The organism is Amycolatopsis alkalitolerans, from assembly GCF_006152065.1.
Classification (GTDB): domain Bacteria; phylum Actinomycetota; class Actinomycetes; order Mycobacteriales; family Pseudonocardiaceae; genus Amycolatopsis_E; species Amycolatopsis_E alkalitolerans.
Genome location: NZ_VDFW01000003.1, coordinates 197,843 through 221,905, shown reverse-complemented (window position 1 = coordinate 221,905; position 24,063 = coordinate 197,843). Strand labels below are relative to the sequence as shown.

The following is a 24,063-nucleotide window of genomic DNA, read 5'->3' as shown; positions in this document are numbered from 1 at the left end:
TGGCTGGAGATTTTGGGTAGGCAAACCGGCGGTGACCGGTGCGCTCGAACTGATCGCTTCGGGACGCGACGCCTGGACGCCGCAGGACCGTTCCAGGGCCACGTTCTTCCACAAACGGTCCATTGAGGACAGCCGGATCGACTGGACCTGGCCGGCCGGGGACATCGACCGGCTGGTGCGCGCGCAGGCCGATCCCTACCCGAACGCGTTCACCTTCCATCGCGGACGCGAGCTGCGCATCGTGAAAGCGTCTGTCTCGCAAGGAAAGTACGGCGGAACGCCGGGGCGGATCTTCATCGAGGAAGGCGACGGCGTGGCGATCGTCGCCGGGGCGGACGCGCGGTTCGGGCGCAACCACGGCCTGGTCGTCGAGCGGGTGCGCACCGACGACGGCAGCGAACTCGCGGCAGGCGACTACTTCCGCACCATGGGCGGCTACCTCACCCCTTTTTAGCCCGGCTCGGCGCGACGCGCGGTGGTTCGTTCGGCATCTTCGGGTAGACCGGCGGCCACGGCGCGTCCATCAGCCCGCTTTCCATATCCCGTCGGGACATCTCCAGCAGCGGTTCGAGCGACTGCGGCGGCATGTCCGCCCACGGATCCCCGTGCTCGGCGAAACGCGCGGGCACCGTCGCGATCGTGAGCTGCGCCGGCTCGACCGTCGCCAGTTCGTCCCAGCTGATCGGCGTCGAGACCTGCGCCCCGACCCGTGGCCGCACGCACCATGCGCCGAATACCGTCTTGTGCGGCGCGTTCTGGTTGAAGTCCACGAACACGCGCGTGCCACGCTCCTCCTTCCACCACTGCGCCGTGATCAGCCCCGGATGCCGCCGCTGGAGCTCCCTCGCCAGCGCGACCGCCGCGGCTCGCACCTGGTATCCGTCCCATTCCGGTTGCAGAGCAACGTAAATATGCAGGCCACGGGAACCGGTCGTCTTCAGCTTCGCCTCGATCTCCAGCTCGCGCAGCAACTCGCGGGTCAGCACGGCCGCCTCACGCACCTGGCCGAACCCGACGCCGGGCGACGGGTCGAGGTCGATCCGGAGCTCGTCGGTGACCTCGGGCGCCGCCGCGTGGACGGGCCAGACGTGGAACCCGATACAGCCGAGGTTGACCGCCCACAGGATATGCGCGAGATCCGCCGCCACCAGCGCGTCACTCGTCGTGCCGTTCGGGGTGGACACCACGGTCGTGGTGACCCAGTCCGGTGTGGACTTCGGTACTCGCTTCTGGAACCACGATTTCCCGCTCGCACCGTCCGGATACCGCTCGAGCAGCAACGGCCGCCCGCCCAGCCGGGACAGCAGCGGCCCGGCCACCGCCTCGTAGTACCGGGCCAGGTCGAGCTTCGTCTCGCCACGCTCGGCGAAATACACCTTCTCCGGATGCGAGATCTCGACACCGCCGACGTTCACAATCGCACCTCGCTGAACAAAGTGGACAGTTCGGCCGGCGCGATCTCCTCCAGCTGCGCGTAGCCGCATGAGTCCGGCAGCCGGTCCGGACGGAACCGGACCAACCGCGCGCCGTGCCGGAACCGTCCTGATTGGACATGTTCGTACCGGACCTCGGCCACCAGTTCGACCCGCAACGGCTCCCAGGCCAGATCCTTGCCGACGCTCCACCGGCTCTGCGCGCCCGGCATGCGGCCACCCCATTCTTCCTGCGCCTTGGCCCAGTCACGCCACGGATGGTGCTCGAGCGCGTTCTCGCGCAACCGTTCCAGCTCGCCGACGAGTTCCTTGCGCCGGGCGGCGGTGAAGCTGCTCGCGACACCGACGTGATGCAGCGTGCCGGCCTCGTCGTAGAGCCCCAGCAAGAGCGAGCCGATGCCTTTGCCGTCCTTGTGCCAGCGAAAGCCCGCCACGACACAGTCCGCGGTGCGCTCGTGCTTGACCTTCCACATGACACGCCTGTCCTGCTCGTACGGCTGGTCCGCGGGTTTGGCCATCACGCCGTCGAATCCCGCGCCCTCGAACCGGTTGAACCAGTCCTGCGCGATCTCGGGATCCTCGGTCGTCGGCGTCAGGTGCACGCGCGCGAACTCGCCGCTGACCGTTCCCTCCAGCAGCCGGCGCCGCTCCGAAAACGGCTCGGCCGTCAGATCCCGGTCGTCCAGGGAAAGCAGATCGAACACGACGAAGCTCGCCGGCGTCTCCGCCGCGAGCTTGCGCACGCGCGAAGCGGCCGGATGCAACCGCAGTTGCAGGCTGTCGAAATCGAGACCGTGCTCGGTGACGATGACGATCTCGCCGTCCACCACGCACCGTGCCGGCAGCGCTTCTTTCAGTAGCTCGACGAGTTCGGGAAAATAGCGTGTGAGCGGCCGGTCGTTGCGTGAGCCGAGCTCGACCTCGTCACCGTCCCTGAACACGATACAACGGAAGCCATCCCATTTCGGTTCGTACCGCATCCCCCGCATGCGGGGTACCTCGTGCACTGCCTTCGCCAGCATCGGTTTGACCGGCGGCATAACGGGAAGGTCCACGTACCGATGCTAGGCCATCGGCCCGGCCGGAGTGGCCCACTCGACAGAGTGACTCCTTTTGCGGGTCGCCGCAGGTCGGCGGACCATTTCGTTAGCAATTTTCCGTGAAGGGAGCAGACCGGTGGCCACACCTCAATTGGCGGCAGTCGACTTCGGACAGGGCATCTCCAGTGCCTGGAGTTCGGTAGCCAACTTCGTCCCGAAACTCGCCGCCTTCCTGGTGGTGATGGTGATCGGCTGGATCGTGGCGAAAGCGATCGCGAAGATCGTGGAGAAGGTCCTCGAGAAGGTCGGTTTCAACCGCGTCGTGGAACGCGGTGGTATCAAGCAGATGCTCGCCCGCAGCAAATACGACGCCGCGGGCATCATCAGCAAGCTCGTCTACTACGCGATCCTGCTGATCTTCCTGCAGATCGCGCTCGGGGCGTTCGGCCCGAACCCGGTGAGCGCGATGGTGGCAGGCGTCGTCGCGTGGCTGCCGAAGGCCGCGGTCGCGATCATCATCGTGGTGATCGCCGGTGCGATCGCCCGCGCGGTCAAGGATCTCGTCGGCAACATGCTCGGCGGCCTGTCCTACGGCAAGGTGCTCGCGACGGTCGCCGCCGTGTTCATCTGGGGCCTCGGCATCATCGCCGCGCTCAACCAGATCGGCGTCGCCACGACCGTGACCACGCCGGTGCTGATCACCGTTCTGGCCACCATCGCAGGCGTCGTGGTCGTCGGCATGGGCGGTGGCCTGGTGCGCCCCATGCAGCAGCGATGGGAGACCTGGCTCGGCCGCGCGGAAAGCGAACTTCCCGCGGCGAAGGCGCATGCGGAGGCCTACCAGCGTGGCCGCGAGGACGCCTTGCGCCGTGGCGAACCGCCCACCGAGGAACTCCCCCAGACGGCGACGGCCCGCGGCGCGGGTGAGGAACCGGCCACCGGCCAGCGCTGATTCTGGCGGTGATGGCTGAAGGGCCCGGCTCGCGCCGGGCCCTTCACCATGAGCTCACCTGCCAAGTGTCCACATTGATCTGACGGGGCAGGTTCGCTTGGTCAGATTTCGAGGGCCCGATAACCGGGGTCGTCGATTCGCTTGGCCAGCGTGCAGATCGCCAGGAGCCGGGAGGTGAACCAGTCCGCATGCGCCCAGTCCGCGGGCGAACTGAACGTCCAGCCGTGCTCCCTGGCCTGGTCGAGCAGGCCGGTGGCGTAACCGGCGAGCAGCACCACCCCGGCGACGGCACCGGATCCCTCGACACCGACGGTCACGATGTCGCGAACGGCGGCGGCATGCTGGTCGATCACGGCCATGAGCCCGGGTACCGTGGCAGCGGCCAGTAGGCCGGCGCCCAGCTGCTCATGCAGGTGGTCCAGCCTCCGCCGGGCCGAAGACTCGGCCAATCGCGCGACCCAACTTGCCATGCGCTCACGATAACTCGGACGGGTGGATTCTCAGGATGCACCCGGCGCAGATGTGACGTACTATGCGCGCCCATTCGCGCCGGGTGGTGTGGTTGACCGGGTCCGCGTGGTCAGCCCGGTTCATTGGCGACGTTCACCCCGCCGAGCACCGCCGTGGCGTTGACCTTCAGCAGCGGCCCGCCTGCCGAGCCGTCCGCCTCGGTCTTGTCGTCGAACCCGCCGAGGATCGGCAGCCCGTCGATCTCGACCCGCCAGTCCTTCGGCACCAGCACATCGACCCCACCGAGTACGGCCAGCGCGTCCACGGTGGCCTCGCGGTCGATATGTGCCTGCCGCAGATCGAGCGTCGCGCCTCCGAGCAGTGCGGACACGTCCGCGTGCTCGAGGTGTTCGGCCCGGTTCACGGTCTTCCCGCCGCCGAACATCACCAGCGAGTCGGTCCGGTCCTTCACCCGGCGGCTCCGGATGCCCGTCAGCAGGATCGCACCCGCGACGAGCAGCAGCGCCGGCCAGAACAGGGACCCTTGCGTCCACTCCAGCTGCCCGGCCAGCAACACCAGGCCGAGCACGGCCACCAGCGACGGACCGAGCGAGATCCGCCGCGCGGCGGCCATCCCGGCCAGCCCGAGCCCGATCACCGCGATCGGCCACCAGCGGCCGGCCGTGGCGCCGAAGCTCGCGACGCCCACCGCGTCCAGCACCCCGAGCACGCCGAGTGCCAGCAACACCAAACCGATCCAGATTCGTATCAGTCTCACCGCGACCTCCTTCGTTCGCAGGTACTTCCGACGCTGCACCGGCCTGGCACACCGCCCCAGTGCCGAAATGCCCCTGTTCAGAGGACCTGCGCGCGCTCGATGTCCGGCCCCCGGTAAAGCCGTTCGGGGATCTGCGCCAGCGTCGAGTGGTGCACCCGCGGGCCCAGCCCGTACAGCTGCTGGAAACTCATGATCAGCGGGCGCCAGCGGTCCGGGTCGATGCGGTCGGTCGTCCCGGGCAGCCGGATCTCTTCGTGGACGTGCACCCGAAGGATGCGCACCTCGAACGTGAGCACGCGCCCGTCGTCGCCGATCGGATGGACCGCTTCGACGACGGCTTCGAGGTTCACCGGGCATTCCGCGACCCGGGGCGGCGCAACGGTTTCCGCAGCGACGGGAGTGAGTCCGGAGCGGCCGAACTTGTCGCACTCGTACCGGTAGCCGCGCTCGACCTTCCCTGGTGGGACCGGGTTCGATCCGGTGGTCAGCGCCAGCCGGTCGACCTCGGGGGCGAGCGCGTCCGAGGGCAGGTTGAGCACGCATTCGCCGGTCTGCAGCATGTTCTGCGTGGTCTTCGACCGCGCGCCCAGCCCGAGCACGCCGCGCCAGCCCAGCCAGAACGCCGAGGACATCGGCGCCAGGTTCGCCGTGCCGTCCTCGTCGCTGGTCGAGATCAGCACCACCGGGGTGCCGAAGTAGAGGATGCCTGGTTCGATCCGGGTATGCGTCATACCGCCAGTCTCGTCACGGGAAACCTGGAGAGCTGGCGGGAATCGGACGCGTGCGCGGTCACCGGGTCCAGCGAGGTCGGCCGGCTCCGGCGGGCTGGTCTTCGCCTGGTTCCTCCTGCCACCCCGAGCCGCCGGCGGACAGCGTGCCCCGTCGCCGCCGCCGCGGCCACCACCAGATCGCGGTCTGCGCCAGTACGACCAGCGTGGCCGCGCCCAGCGCCCAGGCACCGAGTCGCAGCCCCGGTTCGCTGAACGACAGGCGCAGCACGTGCTGCCCGGGTGGCAGATCGATGGCGATCAGCCCCGCGTCGGTTTCGCGGACCGGCACCGCCGCGCCGTCGACGGTCGCGGTGTACCCGGGCCAGTTCAGCCGCGCGAAGAGCAGGCGTCCTCCCCCGGCGGGCGCGTGGTAGCCGACCAGTTCCGACTCCGGCTGGGCGTCCGAGGACACCACCTGGGTGCCCGCGGACGCCCACGAGACGCGGCCCGGGTACGGCGGCGCGGCGGACCGGACCCACACCGTGCGGACGTCATCGCGCGCGACCACCTGCCAGCCGGGTGGGGGTGGCTGGTCGGCGATCGTGGGCAGCAGGTCCCGCTGCAGGATCAGGGTCTGCACGCGCAGGGCGTCGACGAGCGGCACCCCCGTATCGGCGACAGGCTGCCAGAGCGCCCGGAACGCCTCGGCGCACACCTCGCCCTTGTACGTCATACACAGCGCGGCGTTGAACTTCTCGTAGCTGATCCCGCTGTAGTGGTTGATGCTCTCGTGGCCGCGTAGCAGGCTCTCGTTGCCGAACAACAGATCGCCGTCCGCGTAGTCCTGGCTGCGGACCGGCGTCTGGTCGGCCAGTTGCAGTATCGTGCCGCGCGCGAAGGACGCGCCCTGCCGCACCTGCGCGACCGAGATCGGCGCCCCGGCGATGACGGGGTTCGGGCCGGTCGGGATCTTTCCCGTCTGGTAGGACATGATCGCGACGGTGCCGGCGAGAAGCACCGCGCCGAACGGCCGCGGCCCGTACCGGCGGTAGGTGACGACGGCGACCGCCACCAGCACCAGCACCAGCACCGTGACGAGCAGGTGCATCCGGTAGATCTCGGGGCTGAGCGCGGCCGACAGGTACCCGGCCACCACGACGAGCACGGCCGACGCCAGCGCTCGCCGGCGCGGCCGGTCGTGCGCGAGGCCCGCGGACAGCAGCACGGCGACCAGCACCGACAGGCCGAGGTAGAGGTGCTCGACCAGCCGGATCGGCCAGCGGAACAGCCACAGGTTCGACGGTCCCAGCACCAGCAGGAAGTAACACCCGGAGATCACCGCGACGCTGGTCAGCGGGCGCGCCGCGCGGCGAAGCGCGCTGAACCGCAGCCAAGGCAGCAGCGGGACGATGAACCAGGCGAAGTAGGTCGACGGCACCATCTCGCGCACCGCACCGTTCCAGGTGACGATGCCCGGGAGGTAGCTCGGCGCGCTGGAGGTGAGCAGGTCGCCCAGGTGCGGGACCAGGAACATGTCGTTGCTGATCATGGCGAGGCTCTGCCGGTTGGTGACCGGCAGCACCAGCTGGAGCGGCAGGAACGCGAGCAGAGCCGACGCGGCGACGCAGATGCCGGTGAGCACGAGGTGGCCGATCGGCCGGTAGTCCCGTCGGACCGCCAGCTCGACGCAGATCCCGACGATGACAATAGCCATGCCCAGCGCCGCGTACGGGTTGCCCGTCGTCATCGCCAGCACCCCGAAGACGAACGGCACGAATGGGTTGAGCGCACCCCGAACATGCCGCCGTGCCGCCCACCAGAACCAGGCGAGCCAGGTCAACGCCATCAGCTCGGCGGGCCAGCCGGCCGCGGCGTAGTAGAGGGTGAACCCACCCGCCGGCATGGCCAGTCCGAGCACCACCGACGGCATTCGCGCCGCGCCGTACTCGCGGCACAGCAGGTACACGCCCATCGCCAGCAGGGCGAGGAACTCGATGTTCACCAACGCCGAGGCGGCCGCGAGGTTGTCGAACAGCGACACCACAACGTAGTTGAGCAGCTCGGCAGGATTCCACATCGAGTACTCGCCCTCGGCGGCGTAGTTCCCGCCGTACCAACCGGCCGGGTCCATCATCGGCCAGTGCCCGGCCCGTAGCTGCGCACCGAGGTGGTACCAGACCGGCACGAACGACTCGGGGTTGTCGCCGGAGTAGTAGAACAGCGGCCGCAGCCAGTACGGGATCGAGAACATGACCACGGCCACGGCGCCAACGGCCGCGACCACCGACCACTCCGGCAGCCGGCGTGCGGCGTCCTCAGCCGTGCCGTGCCGCGCCTCTGTCACCCTGCCCCCTACCGAACCGGCAGCCGTCCGGTCACTGTATCCCTACTCGCGAGCACGGCGTCATCTACGCCATATGGTCCAGAGTGGACTCCCTCGGACAGGCCAGGTGCCGGTGAACCGTTCGGTGGTCGCGCGGGGATCCTCAACCGACATCGAACAACCGAGTCCAATTTGGACGTCCGGTCAACTCGGGCAAGCTGTGACGATAGCGGCTCTGCGCGCGCCGCGCTTCGCGGGCGAAACGCCACACGACGCGCGTTCCCTGATACGCGATGGCACGCAGCTGGGCCTGGTCCCGGCGCCGCAGCCGGACGCCGCTCTGCGTGGGATCGGTGACGACAGCGGTGTCGAACAGGGAGACGTGCCACCAGTGGTTGTAGCGCGCGGCGATCGTCGCATCGCCGGACGATCTGCCCACCAGGTGCCACAGAACTCGTTTCAGCAGGACCAGTCCCGGCTTCGACGGCGTTGGCCCGGGGAGGCGGACAGGCAGCACCGGCGCACCGCACGAGGGCTGTACGACGGTCTCCCGGTGCTCGGCGCGGAGCTTGCGCACCTCGGCGACGGCCTGCGCGCCGCCGTCGGCCAGGCATTCGGGGCCCCGCAGGAAGTCCTCGACCGCGAAGATCAGGGTGCGAGCGAGCCCGTAGCGCATCGATACCAGATACCGCCACAGCTCCGCGAACAGGAAGCGTGCCGTGGCACGAACGTCGAACTCCCCGTGCAAGGCACTCACGATCAGGGCATTGCGGAGGGAGAAGTAGCGGGCCCAGTCGTCCCAGTCCTTCCACGAGAAGTCGGCGTGCCACACGCCGAAGCCCGGCATCGTGACGGTGGGGATCCCCGCGGCCCGGGCGCGCAGGCCGTACTCGATGTCGTCCCACTGGAAGAAGATCGGCAGCGGGTAGCCCAGCTTGGCGAGCGCCTCCGCGGGGATCAGGCACGACCACCACGCGTTGTACTCGGCGTCGACCCTGATGTCCTGGTTCTTCTCGGTCAGATCGGCGTTGTGCAGCGCCTCAGGTACCGGGCGGCCGGCGCGCAGCCTGGGTAGCTCCGTCCGCTCGGCCCCGACGTGCAGCCTGTCGGGATGCAGCAGCTGCAGCATCTGGCCACCGACGATGGCCGGGGTGGCCGTGTGCGCGGCGAAGGCGATCATCCGCAGCACGGTGTCGGGCTCCAGTGCGATGTCGTCGTCCATCAGCAGGACGTCCGGCCAGCGATCCGGGGCGCCCGCGGTGGCTTCGTACAGGCCCCGGCTGAAGCCGCCGGCACCGCCGAGATTCTGCTGCCGGAGGTAACGCAGGGCGGGCCCGAGCTCGTCCGAGACGGCGGCGAAGCCCTCCCGCGAGCACACCGGATCCGCGCCCTGGTCGACGACATACACCGCGTCCAGCACGGCTACGCACTCCGCGTCACCGGCGAGCGTGCGCAACGTGACCAGGCAGTCATCGGCGCGGTTGTAGGTGCAGATGGCGACGACCGCGCCACGGGTTCGCCGCGGCCCGGGCACCGTCCAGCGGACGTCCTCGACAGTCAACGGCACGTCGCCGGTGCTCAGCTCGAGCCAAAACGCCCCACCGTCGGCGAACTGGTTCAGGGCGGCTCGTAACCTGCACGCGCGGGGTTCCGGCGTGCCGACCCGAACGCTGTCGACTGCTCGCTGGATGCCCGCGGTGTCCGAGGCCATCAACCGAACGAGGCCGCCACCGTGTACCTCGAACGTCACGAACACCTGCTCGGCGTGTGTCCAGCGCTGCCAGTAGGCAGCCGGGAAGCGCCCGAAGTAGGTGTTGGTGCTGACCCTCCCGTGCGGGCCGACCCGGATCAGCCGTCGCTCAGCCACGGCCACCCCGCGCTCGGCCGTGTAATACAGTTCGCCGGGTTCCAGATCGCGTGGCGGGGCGAAGAAGGTGCGCTGCACCAAGCCGTTCTCCGGCATCATGACGCGACCTCCCGTTCCGCGCCGACCAGGACGAGCTTCGCGACCACGAAGGTGATCGGGATGGCGACCGCGGCCGCCGTGAGCGGCGCGACGACGTGGTTGACGTGCACCAGGGCGACCAGCACGTACAGCCCCGCCGTGGTGACCACGAAGTTGGTCGCGTTCGACAGCGGGAACAGCACGAACTTCCGCAACGTCGGGCGGGTGCGGAAGGTGAAGAAGCAGTTGAGGAAGTACGAACCCACCATGCTGACCGCGAATGCGCACACATGCGCCACCAGGTACGGCAGGAACCGGGTGAGCAGCAGGTAGAGCAGGTAGTAGGTGCCGGTGTTGAGCACGCCGACGGCGCCGAACCGGATCATGCGCCCCAGGGTCATCGCACCGCTCCGGGCCGGACCGGCCGGCGACCGGCCCGTTCGACGCTCACCGTCAATGGCGGGGCGGTGCTGGATTCCTTGATCAGGTAGTGCGGTCTGCGCTTCGTTTCGAAGTAGATCCGGCCGAGGTATTCGCCGATCACGCCCAGCAAGAGCAGCTGCAGGCCGCCGAGACCCACCACGCCGCAGATCGTGGTGACGTAGCCGGGTGCGGAATTGCCGAAGGCCAGCGCCGAGAGCAGGACCCAGGCGGCGTAGCCGAACCCGAGCAGGGTGCACAGCACGCCGGCGTAGATCGCCAGCCGCAGCGGGCGGTTGTTGAACGAGACCACCCCGTCGATCCCGTAGTCGAGCAGCTTCCGGAACGTCCACCGGCTCGCGCCGCCCTGCCGCGGCACGTTGTCGTAGTCGACCACGGCGGTGTCGAACCCGATCCAGGCGAACAACCCCTTGGAGAACCGGTAGTACTCGTCCAGGCTCAGCAACGCGTCGAGCGCCGCGCGGCTGAGCAGCCGGAAGTCGCCGACCCCGTCCTGCACCTCGACGTCGATCAGGCGGTTGATGAGCCGGTAGAACAGGCGCGCGCCGAAGGTCCGCAGGCGCGGGTCACCGGTGCGCGTGCGCCGGGCCACGACCTGCTGGTACCCCTGCTCGAGCAACCCGACCATGGCGCCCAGCAACTCGGGCGGATGCTGCAGATCTGCGTCGAGAATCGCCACGGCATCGCCCTTGGCATCGCCCAGCCCAGCCAGCATCGCCGACTCCTTGCCGAAGTTCCGGCTCAGCGCGAGATAGCGGAATCTCGGGTCCGCCGCGGAGATATTCCGGGCGATCGACAGGGTCCGGTCGGTGCTGCCGTCGTCCACCAGCAGGACTTCGAATTCATCCGCGACACCGGGCAGCACCTCCAGCAAACGATCACACAACCGCACCAGACTCTGTTCTTCGTTGAAACAGGGAATCACGACCGCCAGCCGCATACTTCTCCTATTGGCTCTCACCGAATTCCGTTACACCCGCGCCAACGGCACGGTAGCCACCGAAGCCGCAACCGGGCCGGTCACGATGCAAATGATGTTGCCTTCCGCGGTGGAATCACCCGATCCGGCGGTATCCAATAGGGGTAGCGGTTGCCATCAGTGCAGGTAGATGCCGTGCTGTGACTACGGATCACTCGCCGACAGGGGGTCCCGAATGTGGTGCTGATGAATCGGCCAACACCCCGGCATCGGTAAAATTATCACCCGTTCTGGCTATTAGGCAGGCGCGCCAAGCACGCCATGCCGTTGTGCCACGGGACCGAGCCGGACTGGTAAGGCTCCCGTGGCGGGTAGCGGATTCGAATCTCTGAAGGCAGTTCCGTCTGATTTACCGAGTAGCCGGAGGACCGGCTCTGACCTGGCCTTTTCCCCTCTGGCTGGCATGCCGTGGGCACCCGTTGGGCAGGTTGATCGCTGGCAACCCCGTATCCTTGACGACGTGCGCGAGCCAGCCAGCCAGCAGCACCGTACGAGCCGAGGACCAGCCGTCCTGGGTCGATGTCGTGCGCCGCACTGAGCACGGAGAGACCGTCTCTGTCGTCGCGCACGGCGAGCACGTCGCGGACGTCGTGCCCTCCGGCGAACTGGACCGGTTGCGAGAGACTATCGACGTGCTCTCCGATACCGACCTGGTCCGCGAGCTGGCCGAAGGTCTGTCTGACGCCCGCGCTGGCCGCGTCTTCTCTTCCGACGACATCGCCGCTGACCTGGCATCCCGTTGCGAAGCTGGCGAATGACGCACGCTCGCCCCTATGCCGTCACCGTCACCCCGGCGGCCCGTCGAAGGCTGGCCAAGCTGCCCTTTCAGCCGCCTCTGCCCTGTACGAGCACCTGACCGGCCCGGTCGCCGGTACCCATACCGGCTCGGCAAGCCGCTTGACGAGCCATTCCACGAGGTGTGGACGACCCGACGCGGCGAGTATCGGGCGCTGTACTCGACAGACGACATCGAGCGCACCGTCACGGTGCTCGCGGTTGCGCATCGGCGGGACGCCTATCGGCCCGGCTGACTGGCAATTCACTTTCGCGAGTCATATCTTCCCGCAATGCCAGAATCCACGGTGTTTCCGGAACCTCCAACTTCAGACGACGAAGCGTTTCGCGGCCGGGCAGACTTCTGCGACTTCAGTTTATAAGCTGATAACGAATACGCCGCAGGAATAGAGGTCTGCACACTGTTCGAAAATGACCCGTTCACCACTTTCCTACCGTGGCCGGGAGGTGAATCCGGGAGACCAGCCAGGCACTTCATCGCAGCGGGCCCGATGATCTTTGGATTCCGACAGGACGCCGGGCGTATTCGAAAGATACTCAGCGACAAGTCGGGCAGCAGATACGACACACACACACAATAGGCCGTACGCAATTTTCATGCCCTGTACGGTGGCGAACTAGTAGGGCAGCCGTACTTTGAGATCTTCTGCTCTCCGGCTTTCCTGGCCCAACGGCCGAGCGTCGGATCCGTCGGGGTGCTAATGGGCGCTCGGGGCGCGCAGGCCATCGAGGATGACGTCTAGCGGCCGGTCGTCGGGAGCGTAGCGACGGGCTTGGGAGGCGCCGGCCAGCAGTGCGATGACGTCTCTGACGTCGACGTCGCGGCGTACCGACCCGGCCCGTTGCGCCTGCTGGAGAAGCGCGGCTAGGGCTTCGGTTACCTCTTCTGCGATCGGCGCGACCGCGTCGTCCGGGTGGATGCCCAGTTCGGCCAGTGCGTCTACGAGTTCGAGTTTGGTTGCCGAGCCACGGACGGTGGCGGCGAAGAAGTCGAAGAAGGCCGCGCCTGCATTCGGCGACGTGGCGTGTTCGCGGGCATCGGCGGCGACCCGGGCGAGGCGCTGCACGACAAGGGCTTGCAGCAGCGCCTCCTTGCTGGGGAAATGCCGGAAGACGGTACCGACACCGACGCCGGCCGCGCGGGCGACTTCCTCGGTCGAGGTAGCGGTACCCCGCTCGGCGAAGACCCACTCGGCGGCGGCCAGCACCCGCGCGCGGTTTCGTTGGGCGTCGGCGCGTAGCGGTCGGGCGTTGGTCACCAGGCACTCCTTGTAATCGGAGTGATCAGTCCGTATCCTTTAACCGGAGTCACAAGTCCGATTGTAGGGACAGCAGGTTCCACGGCACCGGAAGGGAGACGGACATGTGGCAGGCCGTACTGCTGGCGTTGCTGGCCGGTGTGCTGGGGGCCAACGCATATCCCCACTTCACCAAGGGCATCACGGCGCAGCGGTTCCTGACCGTTTTCGGCTCCTCCCCGGTGGTCAACGTGCTCGCCGGCTGGTCGGGCCTGGCGCTTGCCGGGCTATGCCTGTGGGGCGCGCACCCAGTACGGTATCCCGGCCTCGTGCTGCTCGGCCTGGCCGTCGGTGCCCTGCCGATGGGTCTGTTCCACGCCGCCGGCCGCACGATCGGCACTCGCGACTGAACCCACCCAGTCACCAAGGCAGACCGGGCTCCTCGACCAAACCGTTGCCAGGTAAGCAATCGGGCGCGTGTCACGGTCGGGTACGGCGCGGCCACCGCGTGATCATCAGGTGTTGTGTGGACAACCGAAGATCGTGAGGTGGCCGCTGCGGCCATGGTAGAGGCCGGCCGGGTCGAGGAGAAGTTGGGCGCGCTGATCGGCCGGATCGGCGCGTGCTTCTCCCGGGTGGAACCGGTGCGGCAGGTACGCAAGTACATCCGCGGGTTGATGAGCGACCTGCTGTGATGTGGGGGCTCAGGACATAGATGACCGATCGTTCTCGGGACTTCCTTGACAAATTCGATCATGCTCGTGATGATCTCCGGTCGTGGTGGACAGTGCGGCGTCTCGGGGCCGGGATTGGTTGGTAGAGCAGCGATACCGTGCGGTTCTGGAGGTGTTGGACGGCTCGCCGGTCAGTGAGGTGGCGGTCCGGTACGGGGTGTCCCGGCAGGCTGTCTATACCTGGAAGGGCAAGCACGCCGCCGGCGGTATCGACGCGCTCCGGGAGGCGTCACGTCGCCCGAAGACCAGCCCGACCCGGGTGCCGGCGGAGGTGGAGGCGCTGGCCTGTGAGATGCGGCGTGCGCATCCTCGGTGGGGCGCGCGGCGGATTGCCTTCGAACTCGCCCAAGCCGGTGTCGTCTCGCCGCCCTCGCGCGCAACGGTGCACCGGGTGCTGGTCCGCAATGGTCTGGTGCGCCATCAGGAACAGCAGCACAAGCGGAAATACAAGCGGTGGCAACGGGAAGCGCCGATGCACCTGTGGCAGCTGGACCTGGTGGGCGGGATCTTCTTGGCTGATGGGCGGGAATGCAAGATGCTCACCGGCATCGACGATCATTCCCGGTTCGTGGTGGTGGCCGCGGTGTTGGCGGTGCCGTCGGGGCGTGCGGTGGCCGACGCATTTCTGAGGGCGATGCGGGTCTATGGGGTGCCCGCCGAGGTGCTCACTGATAACGGCAAGCAGTTCACCGGCCGGTTTACCAAGCCCCGCCCGGCGGAGGTGTTGTTCGAGCGGGTGTGCCGGGAGAACGGCATCACGGCGAGGCTGACCAAACCGTACTCGCCGACCACCACTGGGAAGATCGAGCGGTGGCATGCCACCCTGCGCCGCGAGCTGCTGGATGGGTCGGAGCCGTTCGTGGACTTGCCTTCCGCGCAGGCGGCGATCACCGCCTGGGTGCACGCCTACAACCACAGCAGGCCGCACCAGGCGATCGGCATGGCCACACCCGCCAGCCTGTTCCGCCCGGGCGCACAGCCGGAACCTCTCACGGTCACGGTGGCCCCGCCGTCGGATCACGAGGCCACGCCCCACGTCAGCGGCCCTGGCGTCGCCGCGGCCGCGGCCAGGATCACTCCCGGGATCGTGCTGCCGCCGTCGGCGGGGGCGGTGGAGTTCGACACGGTGATCGCGCCCAGCGGCCAGCTCACCGTGCTCACGGGTGTGCAGCGGATCCGGCTGGGCGCGCCGCGCGGTGGCCAACGGGCACACCTGTGGGCCGACGAGCACAGCATCCACGTCCTGATCGATGGCGAGCTGGTCAAGACCGGCCGTCCAACCTGACCATCGAGGACCTGCACCAGCTGAGAATGCGCGGCGCGCTACCTGCCGGCCCGCCACCAGCCGCACCCTCGGCCGCACGCGCCGGGGACCTGCCGACTGGCACGGTGATCGAGGTCGACCGCGCTCTCGACGGCAACGGCGTCACCAGCCTGGCCGGACACCGACTCAAGATCGGTCCCGAACTGGCTGGCGCGAAGGTCACCCTCCGTCTGGACGGGCACCTCGTCCACGTCGTCCACCACGACCTGCTCGCCAAGACCCTGCCCTCGCCGCTACCCGCCGACCAGCGCACCACGATCCGCGGCGCCCGGATCGCCACGACCCAGCTACCCGCGCCGGCCCCTGGCCCGATCAGCGTCCAACGCAAGGTCCCCCGCGACGGCGTGATCATGGTCGCCCGCCAACGCCTGCGCATCGGGACCGTCTACGCAGGCAAAATCGTCACCATCCACGTCGAGGACACCCATTTCCGCGTCACCTGCGACGGAGCCGAACTATCCCTGCACCCCCGCGACAGCCAACACCCCGTACGCCGCTGGAAAGCCAAAATCCACGCCCCCAAGCTCTGACCCGCCGTCCACCATGTCCCGAGCCCTTCATCGATGTCCTGCGCCGCTCACGACAATGAACTCCTGAGACCACACAAAACCCCTCAGACCTGCGGAATTTCATGAGCGCTGACACCTGCCCCGCAAGAACTGCTGGACATTGGCCGAGTACGCCGGAGACGCCGCCCCGCACCGGATGCAGCGGCTGCTGGAACGCGCGTCGTGGAACACCTTCGCGGTGATGCACGCGGTGCGGGACTTCGTCGCCGAACACCTGGCAGACCCGCACGGACTGGCGGTGTTGGTGCTGGATGAGAGCGGGCAGGAGAAGTCGGGCACGACCACCGCTGGGGTCAAGCGGCAGTACGTCGGCTGTGCCGGCAAGGTGGCCAACGCGGTCAACTTCGTCAACGCCACCTACAGCACGCCACGCGGGCACGCCCTGGTCGGCTCCCGGTTGTACATCCCCGCCGAACAGCTTGCCGACGAGACGACCCGCACGACCATGGGTATCGACCCCGCGCACGAGTTCAAGTCCAAGCCACAACTGGGCTGCGAACTGCTCACCGACACCGTAGACGCCGGGGTCCAGGTGGATTGGTGCACCGCCGATGCGGTCTACGGCCGCGACCGTGCCCTGCGCGAGGAGTGCGAGAAACGCCGGATCGGCTACAGCCTGGGCGTGCCCTGCTCGTTCCGGATCCGGCTACCCTCGAAAGCAGTTGTCCGCGCCGACGCGACACTGAAGCTGATCCCAACACCGGCCTGGCAGACCGCCTCCTGCGGGCCAGGCTCCACAGGAGACCGCCGCTACTCCTTCGCCTGGCTGAGCACTGCCAGCCCGCGCCACTTCCTGCTGATCCGCCGCAGCCTGACCAAGCCAAGCGAACTGGCCTACTTCTACTGCTACGCACCCGACCCCGTGCCCGCGACCCTGACCACCCTGGTCGCCGTGACCGGACAACGGTGGACCATCGAGGAGGATCACGAGTTCGACAAGGACCAGTTCGGGTTCGACCAGTCCCAGGTCCGCCTCTACACGCCACTCATGCGACACATCACCCTGGTCATGGCTGCCCTCGCCGTCTGCGCGATCACCACCGCTCAAACCCGCACGTACGCCCGATCACTGCCCACCCCGAGCAGCCCGACCGAACGGCCGCCTGCCGATCTCGGCCTAATCCCACTGACCGTGGTCGAGGTCAAGAGACTGTTCAACCTGGCAACAAGGGTCTGCCGTTCGACTGAGCACTACCTGTACTGGTCATGGTGGCGCCGCCAGCATCAAGCCCGCGCCCGCTGGTACCACCACCGGGCCCGACTCACATGACCAGATCTCGAAGTACGGCTGCCTACTAGTAAAATTCAATATCAATGACCCGAACATTAACAAGTTGACTCGCGCTGACAACGGAATTTTGGTTCGACGCCACGCGACGCCGACGGGGGAAACACACGCGTCAACTGCATTTTGGCAGCAATGCGAGACTGTACCCCAATGTCGGCAGACCTACCCAGCACTTCGACAACCCGTTCTGCGCGCACGAATTCCCGAACGACATCATTCCTGTCGAACGGCACTTTCGAGCGAAGCGAACTGGTAACGAAGTCGAGATGTCTTGGAGTTAGCACTGTCTACGGCCGGGTGTGGGCTACGGCACGAGCGCGGGTGTTCACCCCCGAGATCGCCGCTGGGCCACTCGGCAAGCGCCCGTACGACCTTCGGCACGCGGCGGTCTCAACGTGGCTGAACGGCGGCGTGGAGGCCACGCGCGTCGCGAAGTGGGCCGGGCACAGTCTCGCCGTGCTGCTGCGGGTGTACGCAAAGTGCCTCGACGGCGGAGAGCAGGCCGCTCGCGACCGGGTGGAGCAGGCTCTCAGCGGCGGCTGAGCCGTGGGCACGCATTGGGCAGGGAACCCCGTTGAGGACCGGTCACGGCCGGACGGCACCGGACACATACAAGAACACCCCCATGCCCTGTTCGTGCAGGTCATGGGGGTGTTTGAGCTGGTGTGGCGGGTAGAGGATTCGAACCTCTGAAGGCAGTGCCGTCTGATTTACAGTCAGATCCCTTTGGCCGCTCGGGCAACCCGCCATGGCCGGGTGAACCAGCCAGCGACAGCGTACAGAACCGCCCGGCGACGGGGGCAACCGGGGTGACGGGGGCGGCGCTAGGGTGTGGCCTGGCCGACAACGCGAGCGTACGAGGTAGGGACACGTGGCGGATCCGTCTTTCGATGTGGTGAGCAAGGTCGATCGCCAGGAGGTGGACAACGCCTTGAACCAGGCGGCGCGGGAACTGTCCACACGGTTCGACTTCCGGGGCGTCAACGCGAAGGTCGCCTGGTCCGGGGAAGAGGCGATCGCCTTCGAGGCCGAGACCGAGGAACGTGCGCTCGCGGCGGTCGAGGTGTTCAAGGAGAAGCTGATCAAGCGCGGGATCTCGCTGAAGGCGTTCGAACCGGGTGAGCCCGCTGTCTCGGGCAAGATCTACAAGGTCAACGGCAAGATCATCCAGGGCATCGCGTCGGACAAGGCCAAGCAGATCGCGAAGTTCATCCGCGACGAGGGACCCAAGGGCGTGCAGGCCCAGATCCAGGGCGACCAGTTGCGCGTGACCGGCAAGAAGAAGGACCACCTTCAGGACGTCATCGCCCTGCTCAAGGGCAAGGACTTCGACATCGCCCTCCAGTTCACGAACTATCGCTGACCAGGAGCGCACCGCCGAATTCCGGGACGCGCGGGCTCCGACCTTCGACGAGCGGCCTGATCACGCGGAATCGACCGCCGCGAAGCCAGCGCGCAACGCACCATGGGGCGAAGTCTGACTGCGATTCCGATTACCCCGTGATGTAATTCCTGTACTCTGCGTGAGAGGAACAGGGAATGCGCCGTGGGCGGAAGTGCGCTGTGTTGCTACTGGCCGTGTTGCTCCTGGTAGGCATGGCCCCGCCGGCGCAGGGGGCGGAGCGGCAGCGGCTCGCGGTGGGGTCGTATCCCCGGCTCGTCCGGCTCGAGCACGGGGTCTACAAAGGGCGCATCATCGCCGCGGTCAGTGGTTGGGACGCCGGTGGGCCGTTCGCGCCGGTTTTCGAGAGCACCGACGAGGGCGCGAGCTTCCATCAGATCGGCCAGATCCGCGACCCCGAAGGCGTCAAGGGCGAGTGCTGCGGCACCCTCTTCGAACTGCCCCGCCGGATCGGCAGCCTCCGCGCGGGCACGCTCCTGTGGGCGGCGAGCTACGGGCAGAGCGCCGGCCCCGAGCGGCGCATGGCGATCAAGATCTGGGCCAGCCGCGACGGCGGGCGCCGGTGGTCCTTCCTGTCCGAGGCGGCCCGTTCCCACAACGACGACGGTGTGTGGGAGCCCGAGTTCGACGTCGACGCCGGTGGCACGTTGTGGCTGCACTTCGCCGACGAGACGGAGGCTCCGCGCTACGCCCAGGTGCTCAACCGCGTCGGCTCGACCGACGGGATTCACTGGGGCACCAAGCAGCTCACGCTCGCGATCCCGCCCGACCGGGTTCGCCCCGGCATGCCGCAGGTACGCCGCCTGCCGGACGGGCGCTACTACTTCGGGTACGAGATCTGCAACTACGGCAAGCTGTACTGCAACCCGTACTTCAAGATCTCCCCCGACGGCGCGAACTTCGGCGACCCCGGCGACCCGGGCACGCGCGTGGTCGCTCCGGGCGGCGACTACTTCCAGCACGCGCAGACGGTGACCTTGTTCCCCGGCGGCCCGAACGGCACGCGGATCCTCATGGTCGGGCAGCTCTACACGAACCCCAAGGGCGACCCGCTCCCCACGAACGGCCAGGTGCTGCTCGCCAACGACGACTTCGGCGCCGGCCCGTGGCACGAGGTCCCGGCACCGGTGCGGGTGCCGTCGGCCTTCAACGACTTCTGCCCGAACTACAGCTCAGCCCTGCTGCCGGTGGACGGCGGCCGGGACGTCCTGGAGATCGCCGCCGACTACGAAAACGGGTTGTGCACCACCTACTTCGGCAAGGGACCGGCGAACTGAAGCGGCCACCGGTGCGGTGATCAGCCGGACTGCCCGCTCCCCACCAGCAGGCCCGCGAACCAGGTACCCAGCACCTGCTGGACCTCGGCGCGCGCCGTCTCCGGGGTGGCCGAGGCGGCGATCATCCGCGCCGCTTCCATCACCGCGCTCAGCACCAGTTGCGCGAGCGCGCGCACCGGCTGCGCCACGATCAGCTCGTCCGCCATCGCCTTTTCGAGGGTGCGTTCCAGCAACCCGAGGCCGTACCGCGCCTCGAGTTCCCGCATCGCGGCCCAGCCGAGCACCGCCGGTGCGTCGGTCAGCGAGATCTGCCGGACCTCGTCCCGCAAGCATGCCGTCAGGAACGCCTCGAGCGCGCTCAACATGCCGCTCAACGGATCCGCCGCGGCTTTCAGTACTCCCTCGACCTCGATCGTGAGCTCGATTTCGACCGCTTCCACCACAGCCTCGAACAGGCCCTTCTTGTCGCCGTAGTGGTGGTAGAGCGCGCCTCGCGTAACCCCGGCGGCCCGCACGATCTCGTCCGCGGGCACGTCGGAGTAGCCCCGAGCGGCGAACAGCTCGCGGGCGGCGGCCATCAGCGCGGCTTTTGTGCTGTTGGAACGGTCTTGCTGGGTGCGTCGCACGTGCCGAAGCCTGCCATGAACTCGAGAATCCGCTGCACCAGCACCTCGGGCTGGTCCTCCGAGATGAACGTGTACGTGTCCGGCACGGTGACGAGGCGGGCGTCCGGGAACACCCCGGCAAGGCGGTGCGCCAGCTTGAGCGGGAAGAGCTTCTCCTCGCTCCCCCACACCAGCAGCACCGGGCGATCGAACGTCCGGAGCTTGTCCGCCGCGGCCAGGGTGAGCCGCGAATCGACCCCGCGGAGCAACTTCCGCAGATCACGGCGGACACCGGGCGAGCGCTGGAACGGCCGGAGGTAGGCCTCCGCGATCTCACGCGGGAGCGGGTGCTTGACGACCCAGCCGAACAGGAACGGCAGCGGCCACAACGCCCTGATTCGCACCAGTCGCGAGAGCGGGAGCATCGAACCGGGCACGCGGGCAAGCGCCGTCAACGGTTTGAAGAGGTTCGGGAAGAAGTAGTCGAAGCTGTCCGACGGGGTCAGCACGACGCGCGCGACCCGGTCCGGACGGCGCGAAAGCATGATCTGGGTCAGCGCGCCGCCGGTGTCGTTCGCCACGAGAGTCACGTCGTGCAGGTCGAGCGCGTCGAGGAAATCGGCGATCACCTCGGCCTGGCCGACCGGGCTCAGGTCTGCCGCGGCTCTCATCGGCAGCTCGTGCGAGCCGAGCGGCCAGTCGGGCGTGATGCACCGGAAGCCCGCCTCGGCCACGGCGGGCGCGACCTTCCGCCACAGCTTGGCGTTGGTCAGCACGCCGTGCACGAAGACGATCGGACGACCGGTGCCCTGTTCGTAGTAGCGCACTTCACCCTGCGGCAGGGTGGCGCGGCGTTCTTGTGTCGTCATGCGACCTAATTTACATACAGACTGAATGCATGTAAATGGAGCCGCTAGGGTATCTCCCCGAAAGGCTGAAACTCGGACGAGGGGGAACGCGATGAAGGGCATCGTGCTGGCGGGCGGCAGCGGCACGCGGCTGCACCCGATCACCCAGGCGGTGTCCAAGCAACTGCTGCCGGTCTACGACAAGCCGATGATCTACTACCCCATCTCGGTGCTGATGCTCGCCGGCATCCGCGAGATCCTGATCATCTCGACGCCCACGGATCTCCCGAGCTTCCAGCGCCTGCTCGGCTCCGGGGACCAGTTCGGCCTGCGGCTGAGCTACGCCGAGCAAGCGGCGCCGAACGGGCTCGCCGAGGCGTTCCTGATCGGTGCGGACTTCATCGGCGACGACGACGTCGCGCTCGTGCTGGGCGACAACATCTTCTACGGTCAGGGATTCTCCGGCCGCATGCAGCAGGAATTGTCCGAACTGGACGGTTGCGTGCTGTTCGGGTACCCGGTGAAGGATCCACGGCGTTACGGCGTCGGTGAGACCGACCGGGACGGGCGGCTGCTCTCGATCGAGGAGAAGCCGCGAGAGCCCAGGTCCAACAAGGCGATCACCGGCCTGTACTTCTACGACAACCAGGTGGTCGAGATCTCGCGCGGGCTGAAGCCGTCGACGCGCGGGGAGCTGGAGATCACCGACGTCAACCTGACGTACCTGCGGGAAGGGCGCGCGAAGCTGGTCGACCTCGGGCGCGGTTTCGCCTGGCTCGACACCGGCACACACGACTCGCTGCTGGAGGCCGCGCAGTTCGTGCAGGTGCTGGAACACCGGACGGGCGTGCGCATCGCGTGCCTCGAGGAGGTCGCGCTGCGCATGGGTTACATCGACCCGGACCAGTGCCTCGCGCTCGGGCTGAAGCTTTCGAAGTCCGGCTACGGGGACTACGTGACGGCGGTGGCCCGGGCCGCGGGAGCTCAGTACCGGTAGCCGCGGCGCGCCATTTCCTCCAGGCGGGCGATGCGGTCGGCCATCGGGGGGTGGGTCGAGAACAGGCGCGTGAACGACTCGCCGGGGCGGAACGGGTTCGCGATCATCAGATGCGACTGCGAAACCAGTTGCGGCTCCGGCACCAGCGGCGCGCGCCTGGTGCCGGCCTCGAGCTTCCGCAGCGCGGAGGCCAGGGCCAGCGGGTCCCCGGTCAGTTCCGCGCCGGACGCGTCCGCCTGGTACTCACGCGACCGGCTCACGGCCAGGCGGATGACCGCCGCGGCGATCGGGCCGACCAGGATCAGCAGCAGCGAAACCAGCGGGTTCCCGTCCTCGCGATCGCTGCCGCCGCCGAAGAGGCCGGCGAACATCGCGAGATTCGCCAGCACGCTCACCATGCTGGCCAGTGCCCCGGCGACGCACGCGATCAGGATGTCGCGGTTGTACACGTGCGAAAGTTCGTGGCCGAGCACGGCACGCAGTTCGCGCTCGTTCAGCAGGCCGAGGATGCCGGTCGTGCAGCAGACCGCCGCGTGCCGGGGATTGCGACCGGTGGCGAACGCGTTCGGCGCGGCCGTCGGGCTCACGTACAGGCTGGGCATCGGCTGCCGCGCGGACGTCGCGAGTTCGCGCACGATCCGGTACATCGCGGGCTGCTCGGCCTCCGACACCGGGCGTGCCCGCATGGCGCGCAGCGCCAGCCTGTCCGAATTGAAGTAGGCGTAGGCGTTCATCCCCAGCGCGAGCACCAGCCCGATCACCAGCGCCGTCCGCCCGAACAGCGAGCTGATCCCGACGATGATGGCACTCAGCAGGCCGAGCAGCAGCGCTGTCTTCAACCCGTTCTGATGCCTGTGCACTGGCTCACCGCCTCCTTCCGAGAGGTGAACGCGTGAGTAGCCAGTGAAAGTTCCACCGTAACGGTGCTCTCACCGCGCGCGGCCGGACGTCACACCACGTTCAGGTTAGAGTTCCACAAGGGAGGCGGGATGTTCGGCAGGCGTGCACTTTTCACCATGATGGCGGCTTTCGGCGCCGTGGCCGTCTCCCCCGCCGAAGCCGATCCCCGCGTCCGCACCTTCCGTGTGGGGCCCGGCCCGGTGGTCGTCGCGGTGAACTCCAGGCTCGGCGTCACCTACGTCGGGAACAGCGACGGCAGCGTGTCGGTCGCCAACGGTGCCACCGTCGCCGTCGGTGGCAAGCCGACCGATCTGGCCATCGACGAAGTAGACGGTCAGGTCTACGCCGCCAGCAAGAACGCGGGCACGGTCACCGTCCTCGACCCCGACGGCAGGCTCCGCAGCGTCGTCGCCGGCGGCCCCGGCGCCGCGGTGCTCGACCTCGACACGACCATGAACCGCCTTTACGTCGCCAGCGGCACCACCGGCTCCGTCGCCGTGATCGACACCATCGCCGGAACGCTCACCGGCCTGCTGCGCGGGCCTGGCAAGGGATTCGGCGGCATCCGGGTCGACGGGCAGCGTCAGGTCGCCTACCTGACGAACCCCGCCGCCGGCACCGTCGAGGTGCTCGACCTCGGCTCGGGCGACTTCACGGCGAGCATCGCGACCGGCGCGGGGCCGTCAGGTTTGGCCCTGCACGAGGCGAGCAATACGGTGTATGTGGCCAATTCGGGAATTCACCACCTGTCCGTGATCGATGGTGCATCCCGTACGGAGCGCGCGAAGGTCATCCTGCGCAGCGAGGCTTCGTCGGTCGTGGTGCACCAGGCGAGCAACACCGTCTACGCCAACGGAGGTCCCGACGGGCTGGTCAAGATCGACGGCTTCGCCGGGAAGATCGTCGACCAGCTTTCGCTCGGGATCAATCCCGGTGGAATGGCCATCGATCAGCGCACGGCGGCCGTCTGCGTCACCGACCCACTGCACGATCAGCTGTACGCGATCGACGGATTCTGATCCTGGAGCCGATCCA

24 protein-coding genes, 1 tRNA gene and 2 pseudogenes are annotated in these 24,063 nt (G+C 67.9%); 13 read left to right on the top strand and 14 right to left on the bottom strand.

What is annotated here, in order from left to right; all coding sequences use genetic code 11:
• Positions 1-25 precede the first annotated feature (25 nt).
• Positions 26-454 (top strand): annotated as a pseudogene (locus FG385_RS05160) (methionyl-tRNA formyltransferase); the annotation flags it as partial.
• Here FG385_RS05160 and ligD read toward each other — a convergent pair.
• Together ligD and FG385_RS05150 are read right to left on the bottom strand one after the other, a co-directional pair.
• Positions 441-1,415, bottom strand: coding sequence for a non-homologous end-joining DNA ligase (gene ligD / locus FG385_RS05155; protein WP_407645457.1), 975 nt, complete (start codon positions 1,413-1,415; stop codon positions 441-443). The pseudogene FG385_RS05160 and the gene ligD sit on opposite strands and share 14 nt — an antisense overlap.
• On the bottom strand, positions 1,412-2,488 hold the full coding sequence (locus FG385_RS05150; RefSeq protein ID WP_200834304.1) for an ATP-dependent DNA ligase: 1,077 nt from the start codon (positions 2,486-2,488) through the stop codon (positions 1,412-1,414). Before FG385_RS05150 ends, ligD begins: the two co-directional genes overlap by 4 nt.
• 121 nt (positions 2,489-2,609) lie before the next feature.
• On the opposite strand from FG385_RS05150, the gene FG385_RS05145 reads away from it, so the two are divergent.
• Complete coding sequence (locus FG385_RS05145; RefSeq protein WP_139095419.1) at positions 2,610-3,425, top strand: mechanosensitive ion channel family protein; 816 nt, start codon at positions 2,610-2,612, stop codon at positions 3,423-3,425.
• Between the two features lie 101 nt (positions 3,426-3,526).
• On the opposite strand, the gene FG385_RS05140 is transcribed toward FG385_RS05145, so the two are convergent.
• The 7 genes from FG385_RS05140 to FG385_RS05110 form a co-directional block, all read right to left on the bottom strand.
• Positions 3,527-3,895 carry a DUF6401 family natural product biosynthesis protein gene (locus FG385_RS05140; RefSeq protein ID WP_139095418.1) on the bottom strand — a complete coding sequence of 123 codons (369 nt, stop codon included), beginning with the start codon at positions 3,893-3,895 and terminating at the stop codon, positions 3,527-3,529.
• A 110-nt stretch (positions 3,896-4,005) separates the two neighbouring features.
• Entirely contained in the window at positions 4,006-4,653 is a 648-nt protein-coding gene (locus FG385_RS05135) for a LiaF transmembrane domain-containing protein (protein WP_139095417.1), read from the bottom strand.
• A gap of 77 nt (positions 4,654-4,730) precedes the next feature.
• Positions 4,731-5,384, bottom strand: a complete 654-nt coding sequence (locus tag FG385_RS05130) for a flavin reductase family protein (protein WP_139095416.1) — start codon at positions 5,382-5,384, stop codon at positions 4,731-4,733.
• A gap of 58 nt (positions 5,385-5,442) precedes the next feature.
• On the bottom strand, positions 5,443-7,707 hold the full coding sequence (locus tag FG385_RS05125; RefSeq protein ID WP_139095415.1) for a glycosyltransferase family protein: 2,265 nt from the start codon (positions 7,705-7,707) through the stop codon (positions 5,443-5,445).
• A gap of 142 nt (positions 7,708-7,849) precedes the next feature.
• The gene (locus FG385_RS05120; RefSeq protein WP_235022393.1) at positions 7,850-9,652 is read right to left on the bottom strand and encodes a glycosyltransferase; all 1,803 of its coding nucleotides are present in this window, start codon (positions 9,650-9,652) and stop codon (positions 7,850-7,852) included.
• The gene (locus FG385_RS05115; protein WP_200834303.1) at positions 9,649-10,032 is read right to left on the bottom strand and encodes a GtrA family protein; all 384 of its coding nucleotides are present in this window, start codon (positions 10,030-10,032) and stop codon (positions 9,649-9,651) included. The genes FG385_RS05120 and FG385_RS05115 overlap by 4 nt, the downstream gene beginning before the upstream one ends.
• On the bottom strand, positions 10,029-11,012 hold the full coding sequence (locus FG385_RS05110; protein ID WP_139095414.1) for a glycosyltransferase family 2 protein: 984 nt from the start codon (positions 11,010-11,012) through the stop codon (positions 10,029-10,031). Before FG385_RS05110 ends, FG385_RS05115 begins: the two co-directional genes overlap by 4 nt.
• A gap of 563 nt (positions 11,013-11,575) precedes the next feature.
• Here FG385_RS05110 and FG385_RS05105 point away from each other — a divergent pair.
• Together FG385_RS05105 and FG385_RS35565 are read left to right on the top strand one after the other, a co-directional pair.
• A complete protein-coding gene (locus tag FG385_RS05105) occupies positions 11,576-11,809 on the top strand; it encodes a hypothetical protein (protein WP_139095413.1) in 234 nt (77 codons plus the stop codon).
• A gap of 15 nt (positions 11,810-11,824) precedes the next feature.
• On the top strand, positions 11,825-12,082 hold the full coding sequence (locus FG385_RS35565) for a type II toxin-antitoxin system RelE family toxin (protein ID WP_139095412.1): 258 nt from the start codon (positions 11,825-11,827) through the stop codon (positions 12,080-12,082).
• Positions 12,083-12,544: 462 nt separating this feature from the next.
• Here the strand turns inward: FG385_RS35565 and FG385_RS05095 are convergent, their stop codons facing one another.
• A complete protein-coding gene (locus FG385_RS05095) occupies positions 12,545-13,105 on the bottom strand; it encodes a TetR/AcrR family transcriptional regulator (protein WP_139095411.1) in 561 nt (186 codons plus the stop codon).
• Positions 13,106-13,209: 104 nt separating this feature from the next.
• On the opposite strand from FG385_RS05095, the gene FG385_RS05090 reads away from it, so the two are divergent.
• The 5 genes and pseudogenes from FG385_RS05090 (at position 13,210) to FG385_RS05070 (ending at position 17,542) form a co-directional block, all read left to right on the top strand.
• Positions 13,210-13,494, top strand: a complete 285-nt coding sequence (locus FG385_RS05090) for a hypothetical protein (protein WP_139095410.1) — start codon at positions 13,210-13,212, stop codon at positions 13,492-13,494.
• A 153-nt stretch (positions 13,495-13,647) separates the two neighbouring features.
• Positions 13,648-13,779, top strand: coding sequence for a hypothetical protein (locus tag FG385_RS35270; protein ID WP_268815904.1), 132 nt, complete (start codon positions 13,648-13,650; stop codon positions 13,777-13,779).
• Between the two features lie 82 nt (positions 13,780-13,861).
• A pseudogene (locus FG385_RS05085) lies at positions 13,862-15,672 on the top strand (IS481 family transposase).
• Between the two features lie 115 nt (positions 15,673-15,787).
• The gene (locus FG385_RS05075; RefSeq protein WP_139095407.1) at positions 15,788-16,981 is read left to right on the top strand and encodes an IS701 family transposase; all 1,194 of its coding nucleotides are present in this window, start codon (positions 15,788-15,790) and stop codon (positions 16,979-16,981) included.
• Positions 16,982-17,320: 339 nt separating this feature from the next.
• The gene (locus FG385_RS05070; protein WP_407645456.1) at positions 17,321-17,542 is read left to right on the top strand and encodes a site-specific integrase; all 222 of its coding nucleotides are present in this window, start codon (positions 17,321-17,323) and stop codon (positions 17,540-17,542) included.
• 123 nt (positions 17,543-17,665) lie between these two features.
• Here FG385_RS05070 and FG385_RS05065 read toward each other — a convergent pair.
• A tRNA-Tyr gene (locus FG385_RS05065) sits at positions 17,666-17,747 on the bottom strand.
• Between the two features lie 123 nt (positions 17,748-17,870).
• On the opposite strand from FG385_RS05065, the gene FG385_RS05060 reads away from it, so the two are divergent.
• Both FG385_RS05060 and FG385_RS05055 read left to right on the top strand, forming a co-directional pair.
• Positions 17,871-18,362: a YajQ family cyclic di-GMP-binding protein gene (locus FG385_RS05060; RefSeq protein WP_139095406.1), complete on the top strand. Its 492-nt coding sequence runs from the start codon at positions 17,871-17,873 to the stop codon at positions 18,360-18,362.
• A 233-nt stretch (positions 18,363-18,595) separates the two neighbouring features.
• Positions 18,596-19,678, top strand: coding sequence for a sialidase family protein (locus FG385_RS05055; protein WP_139095574.1), 1,083 nt, complete (start codon positions 18,596-18,598; stop codon positions 19,676-19,678).
• A 20-nt stretch (positions 19,679-19,698) separates the two neighbouring features.
• Here FG385_RS05055 and FG385_RS05050 read toward each other — a convergent pair whose 3' ends face one another.
• Both FG385_RS05050 and FG385_RS05045 read right to left on the bottom strand, forming a co-directional pair.
• A complete protein-coding gene (locus tag FG385_RS05050) occupies positions 19,699-20,304 on the bottom strand; it encodes a TetR/AcrR family transcriptional regulator (protein WP_139095405.1) in 606 nt (201 codons plus the stop codon).
• Positions 20,256-21,152 carry an alpha/beta fold hydrolase gene (locus FG385_RS05045; protein WP_139095404.1) on the bottom strand — a complete coding sequence of 299 codons (897 nt, stop codon included), beginning with the start codon at positions 21,150-21,152 and terminating at the stop codon, positions 20,256-20,258. The genes FG385_RS05050 and FG385_RS05045 overlap by 49 nt, the downstream gene beginning before the upstream one ends.
• Before the next feature lie 91 nt (positions 21,153-21,243).
• Between FG385_RS05045 and rfbA the strand changes: the two genes are divergently transcribed.
• Complete coding sequence (gene rfbA / locus FG385_RS05040; RefSeq protein ID WP_139095403.1) at positions 21,244-22,128, top strand: glucose-1-phosphate thymidylyltransferase RfbA; 885 nt, start codon at positions 21,244-21,246, stop codon at positions 22,126-22,128.
• Here rfbA and htpX read toward each other — a convergent pair.
• A complete protein-coding gene (htpX, locus tag FG385_RS05035; RefSeq protein ID WP_139095402.1) occupies positions 22,116-22,988 on the bottom strand; it encodes a zinc metalloprotease HtpX in 873 nt (290 codons plus the stop codon). The two genes, rfbA and htpX, sit on opposite strands and share 13 nt — an antisense overlap.
• 129 nt (positions 22,989-23,117) lie before the next feature.
• Between htpX and FG385_RS05030 the strand changes: the two genes are divergently transcribed.
• The gene (locus FG385_RS05030; RefSeq protein WP_139095401.1) at positions 23,118-24,047 is read left to right on the top strand and encodes a YncE family protein; all 930 of its coding nucleotides are present in this window, start codon (positions 23,118-23,120) and stop codon (positions 24,045-24,047) included.
• Positions 24,048-24,063: the final 16 nt, after the last annotated feature.

Excerpts from the sequence above, each read along its gene's own strand:
- FG385_RS05115 (WP_200834303.1), bottom strand. The coding sequence starts at position 10,032 with ATGACCCTGGGGCGCATGATCCGGTTCGGCGCCGTCGGCGTGCTCAAC.
- FG385_RS05055 (WP_139095574.1), top strand. The coding sequence starts at position 18,596 with ATGGCCCCGCCGGCGCAGGGGGCGGAGCGGCAGCGGCTCGCGGTGGGG.
- FG385_RS05120 (WP_235022393.1), bottom strand. The coding sequence starts at position 9,652 with ATGATGCCGGAGAACGGCTTGGTGCAGCGCACCTTCTTCGCCCCGCCA.
- rfbA (WP_139095403.1), top strand. The coding sequence starts at position 21,244 with ATGAAGGGCATCGTGCTGGCGGGCGGCAGCGGCACGCGGCTGCACCCG.
- FG385_RS05030 (WP_139095401.1), top strand. The coding sequence starts at position 23,118 with ATGTTCGGCAGGCGTGCACTTTTCACCATGATGGCGGCTTTCGGCGCC.
- FG385_RS05140 (WP_139095418.1), bottom strand. The coding sequence starts at position 3,895 with ATGGCAAGTTGGGTCGCGCGATTGGCCGAGTCTTCGGCCCGGCGGAGG.
- FG385_RS05130 (WP_139095416.1), bottom strand. The coding sequence starts at position 5,384 with ATGACGCATACCCGGATCGAACCAGGCATCCTCTACTTCGGCACCCCG.
- FG385_RS05110 (WP_139095414.1), bottom strand. The coding sequence starts at position 11,012 with ATGCGGCTGGCGGTCGTGATTCCCTGTTTCAACGAAGAACAGAGTCTG.
- FG385_RS05045 (WP_139095404.1), bottom strand. The coding sequence starts at position 21,152 with ATGACGACACAAGAACGCCGCGCCACCCTGCCGCAGGGTGAAGTGCGC.
- FG385_RS35270 (WP_268815904.1), top strand. The coding sequence starts at position 13,648 with ATGGTAGAGGCCGGCCGGGTCGAGGAGAAGTTGGGCGCGCTGATCGGC.
- FG385_RS05090 (WP_139095410.1), top strand. The coding sequence starts at position 13,210 with ATGTGGCAGGCCGTACTGCTGGCGTTGCTGGCCGGTGTGCTGGGGGCC.
- FG385_RS35565 (WP_139095412.1), top strand. The coding sequence starts at position 11,825 with ATGCCGTCACCGTCACCCCGGCGGCCCGTCGAAGGCTGGCCAAGCTGC.